Origin of the sequence: uncultured Thiocystis sp., from assembly GCF_903866365.1 — a bacterium.
GTDB lineage: Bacteria > Pseudomonadota > Gammaproteobacteria > Chromatiales > Chromatiaceae > Chromatium.
This window is the reverse complement of the sequence record NZ_CAIPNF010000183.1, coordinates 1-3722: the sequence shown is the minus strand read 5'-3', so window position 1 is coordinate 3722 and position 3722 is coordinate 1. Positions and strand designations below refer to the sequence as shown.

At 62.8% G+C, this 3722-nt stretch carries 3 protein-coding genes and 1 pseudogene; 3 read left to right on the top strand and 1 reads right to left on the bottom strand.

Features of this window, described 5'->3' with window-relative positions; genetic code table 11:
• The 3 genes and pseudogenes from QZY07_RS10390 to QZY07_RS10380 all read left to right on the top strand — a co-directional run.
• The coding region (locus QZY07_RS10390) for a hypothetical protein (protein WP_295402199.1) at positions 1–199 on the top strand (199 nt) is incomplete at its 5' end.
• 131 nt (positions 200–330) lie between these two features.
• Positions 331–1869, top strand: coding sequence for an IS21 family transposase (gene istA / locus QZY07_RS10385; protein WP_295402197.1), 1539 nt, complete (start codon positions 331–333; stop codon positions 1867–1869).
• A gap of 120 nt (positions 1870–1989) precedes the next feature.
• A pseudogene (locus tag QZY07_RS10380) lies at positions 1990–2196 on the top strand (ATP-binding protein); the annotation flags it as partial.
• 30 nt (positions 2197–2226) lie between these two features.
• On the opposite strand, the gene QZY07_RS10375 reads toward QZY07_RS10380, so the two are convergent.
• Complete coding sequence (locus tag QZY07_RS10375; protein ID WP_295402196.1) at positions 2227–3447, bottom strand: ISAzo13 family transposase; 1221 nt, start codon at positions 3445–3447, stop codon at positions 2227–2229.
• Positions 3448–3722: the final 275 nt, after the last annotated feature.

Sequence of the window (3722 nt, the reverse complement as noted above, 5' to 3'; positions counted from 1 at the left end):
GCTGCGGCCTCTCGCTCCAGGTCTGACCCCAAGGTCTGCGCTGGAGAAATTCGCCGTCATCCAGATGGTCGATGTCCACCGGCCCACCACCGATGGGCGCACCCTGGTCTTGAGTGAGTATTCCGACCGAATCCGGACACCCATTCCGATCCAAACCGGACACCAATCCGACATCAAAGCGGACAGCATTCCGACCTGAAAGCGGACACTGATTCCGATCGAATCCGGACAGCATTCCGGTGAATTCGGACAGCCGTTCGCACACGCATCACGACGCGGGATAACCCAAGTAAGCTGCCGACCTTTTTGCTGTTGCAACGAGGAAGGCACATGTCACGAGAACGGTTATCCATGCGAAAGATCCACGAAATCCTGCGCCTGAGCGGGGGCGCACAGGTGTCGTTACGGGCCGTGTCCAAGACGCTCGGTATCGGCAAATCGACGGTGTCAGCTTGCTTGAAACGGGCGCAGGCCGCAGGACTCTCCTGGCCGTTGCCGGCGGACCTCGACGAGGGGCGTCTGGAGCGTCTGCTCGATGCGCAGGAGGCGCGCGCGCCACGTTGCCGCGAGGCGATCGAGTGGGCGCAGATCCAGCGCGAGCTGCGCGGCAAGGGGGTGACGCTGTTCCTGCTTTGGCAGGAGTACCGCGAGCGTGCCCCCGACGGCTATGCCTACAGCCGCTTCTGCGAGCTCGACGCGCAGTGGCGCGGGCAGGTCGATGTCGTGATGCGCCAAAGCCATCGCGCCGGCGAGAAGCTGTTCGTCGACGACGCCGGGCAGACGGTCGAGATCGTCGATGCGCGCAGCGGTGAGGTGCAGGCGGCGCAGATCTTCGTCGCGGTCCTCGGCGCGTCGAGCGACACCGACGCCGAGGCGACCCGCACCCAAGGCTTGGCCGACTGGATCGGGTCGCACGGACGTGCCCTGGCCTTTTTCAATGGGGCGCCAGAAATCATCGTGCCCGACAATCTGCGCAGTGCCGTCAGCAAGGCCGGCCGCGATGAGCCGGATCTCAACCCCACCGATCAGGATTTCGCCCGTCACGATGAGGTCGCGGTCATTCCCGCGCGGGTGCGTAAGCCACGCGACAAGGCCAAGGCCGAAGGCCGTGTGCTGCTCGTCGAGCGCTGGATCCTGGCACGGCTGCGCCATCAGACCTTCTTTTCCCTGGCGGCGCTCAATGCGGCCATCGACGAGTTGCTGACGGGGCTGAACGAACGGCCCTTCAAGACGCTTGAAGGCTCGCGACGCCGCCACTTCGAGACCATCGATCGCCCGGCGCGGCGGCCCTTGCCCCCTGTCCCCGATGAATACGCCGAAGGGCGTCAAGCTCGGGTGGCACCCAACCTCCATATCGAGGTCGAGGGGCACGACTGCTCCGTCCCCCATGCTCTGGTGAAGCGTCAGCTCGATGTGCGCCTCACGGCGACCACGGTCGAGGTGTTGCATCAGGGGCAGCGTGTCGCCTCGCCTGTCCGTCGCCCACGCCGCGGCGGCTACACCACCGTTGCCGCTCACATGCCCGAGGCCCATCAGCGCGACCTGGATTGGACGCCCGAGCGCCTCCTTCGCTGGGCCGCGCAGCACGGCCCTTCAACGCGCGAACGGATCGCGTGTCTGCTCGCCAAGCGGCCCCATCCGCCGCAAGGCTTCAACGCCGCCTTCGGGGTGATGCGCTTGGGCAAGGATGACGGCGAGGCGCGCCTGGAGGCGGCCTGCGCCCGCGCGCGGGCCATCGGCACGATCAGCGACAAGCGCTTGGCCTCGATCCTCGCCAAGGGCTTTGATCGGCGCCCGTTGCCGAATCAGGCCCCTGAAGCCAACCCCATTGTTCATCCCCATCTGCGCGGTGCCGGCTACTACCGCTGACGCCGCCGCCTCACGCCCCCGGCGTTTGCTGGGGGTCTTCACGCCATGATCCTTCAGGAAATTCGCTCCATGTTGCTTCACCCCACCCTCGAACGCCTTCAGCAACTGCGCTGATCCGGCATGGCCAACGCCCTCCAAGAACAGTTGCAGCAGCCGGATATCGCTACCCTGCGCGTTGAAGAGCGCCTCGGCCTACTGCTCGACCGCGAGGCCACCGAGCGCGAGAACCGCCGCCTGAAAACCCGCCTCAAACAGGCAAAGCTGCGCCCGAGCGCCGCCATCGAAGACATCGACGACCGCGCCCCGCGCGGTCTCGATAAAGTCCTCAGGCAACTCCCGGAAAATAACGCACCAGTATCACGCGGCTGTCGGTTGAATCACCACATGGTACTTGGGTAGATGTTCATTGCGCTGAAGATGTTCCTCGATGGCATCGAAGGCTTGTTTAGTCAGGCGAACGCCTGTCTCGTAGACCCGATCCCACAATTGAATCGCCGGTTCGAGACATTTCCATGTCATGGTGCGCGCCCACTCGCAGGCCGTGTCGATGGCATCGAGCAAGGCACCGTTCCAGTGCCTCTCCAGGATTCCCCAACAACGCTCAATCGGATGGTATTTGCTGTGAGACGGCGGGTCGTCAACCAAGACGATCTCCAGGCCTGTTTGCTCGGCAAACGCCACCCTGCGCGCCATCAACTGCGTGCGCCGGCTCTGTCGCTCGGGGCCATTGTCGAGGTTGATGACCAGTTGGGTAATATCCCCGTCACGTGTCTGGTTGTCAGACCACCATTGCTGCAGACAATCGACGATGAAATCGCTGGTCTCGCGCGAGGTTCCGAAGAGGATGGTCAGCCCACCGGCCATGACGTCGAGAATGCCGAAGGGGACGAGTTTGGGCTCGGGTTTAAAGTCATGATCGGCGGCTTCTACCGCGCGGGCGCCTCGCGAGAGCCCGCGCCGGGAGAAAGGACCGATCTCCACCTTCGCCTTGGTGTCGATGGACATCCGAAGGGAATCCGGGCGTTGATCCGACTTCTCGTTTTCCTCGCGGACCGTGTTGAAGATGGCGTCCGTCTCTTTGACCCGCTGGATGGGTTTCTTTTTTTGTACCCGTCTCCAGCGATCGCCCCGTCGGTTGAGGATCACGCCAATGGTGTTCTCATGAGGCAATTGCTCATCGGTCCCGTGCTTTTCATCGATCAGGGCCTGACGCACCGCGTTGGCGGTCATTCTGGTGTACTGGAAGCGGCCTTGAAACTTGGGATCGGTCGGACTGTGCGGGTCCACCAGCGCGAGAAGATCCTCCAGCAGCTTGGGCTGAACCGCTTCGCACGTGCGCCGACCGCGCATCGAAAAGTGGTCGAGGCAGGTGATTCCGGTGCGCCACTCGTTCAACCCCAGCACCACCGTTTTGCTCGACCAACCAAAGACGGTCTGCGCCTTGCGCGCACTCCCACCGAGATCGTCCAAGGAGACTTGCGCCTCAAACTGACGCCGCTTCGGCCCGGTCAGCTTGCTCGCGGCGTCGCGGATCGTCTGAATCACCGCATCGGTCAGTGGCGTCTCAGTGTCTTTCATCGTGATTCGGCTTGTTTAAATGGCTTGGTTCGACGATACCGACGAAGCGACTCGAAGACCACTCCCTTCTGCCACACTATTTCTCGGGAGTTGCCTAAGCCCGATACGCAGCATCCTGAAGACCCTCCTCCTCGCGATGGAGGATCCGTCCCGTGGTATATTTAAGTCATCATTTCGCACTGGTTCACTGATCGCGGGCCTGGATGCGAAGATCACGAAGAGAACGGGGAGAAACTCATGTCCAAGAAACATCCGATTGTCGCTGTCACCGGATC

Bases quoted from the DNA above. Each gene is read 5' to 3' on its own strand.
- istA (WP_295402197.1), top strand. From the start codon at position 331: ATGTCACGAGAACGGTTATCCATGCGAAAGATCCACGAAATCCTGCGC.
- QZY07_RS10375 (WP_295402196.1), bottom strand. From the start codon at position 3,447: ATGAAAGACACTGAGACGCCACTGACCGATGCGGTGATTCAGACGATC.